The sequence below is a fragment of the Microbacterium sp. P2_F9 genome (genome assembly GCF_056403635.1).
Genome location: NZ_JBFUFC010000426.1, coordinates 1 through 568, shown reverse-complemented (window position 1 = coordinate 568; position 568 = coordinate 1). Strand labels below are relative to the sequence as shown.

The 568-nt window shown below is 54.0% G+C and carries 1 rRNA gene; it reads left to right on the top strand.

Annotation, left to right across the window (positions count from 1 at the left end):
- Positions 1 to 485 precede the first annotated feature (485 nt).
- Positions 486 to 568 (top strand): 23S ribosomal RNA (locus AC1DVT_RS20540); the annotation flags it as partial.

Genomic DNA, 568 nt, shown 5'->3' with positions numbered 1-568 from the left:
CGGCTGGATCACCTCCTTTCTAAGGAGCATCTGGCATCCTCTTGAGGGTGTCCAGGCGCCAGATTCGAGACACACGTTCTCGACTGGTAGCTCATGGGTGGAACAATTGACAAGGTGCGAGGGATGAGGTTTCACACTTAGTACGCTGCTTGCAGCTGGAAACGTGGGGGGCGTCGGGTCTCGTACATGCACGCTGTTGGGTCCTGAGGGACCGGATGTGCTCGACCGGAAGGTTGGGCCTGACGAAACCTCTGGACCTTTTCTTGTTTGCCGGCGCTGCTGGCAGGTGGGGGAGGTACCGCCCGTACTTTGAGAACTACACAGTGGACGCGAGCATCTTTGAGATGACTTTCGTGAATCTTCCTCACCGGCTTCGGCTGGTGGGGTGATGAGCGTGGTCATTTCATATTGATGATCTTAAAGATCATTAGTCAATTTCAAACCGGACCTTAGGGTTCGGGCCGAACGAGACGAACTCATGTGATTTTCAAATCTTTAAGAGCAAACGGTGGATGCCTTGGCATCTGGAGCCGAAGAAGGACGTAGCAATCTGCGATAAGCCTCGGGG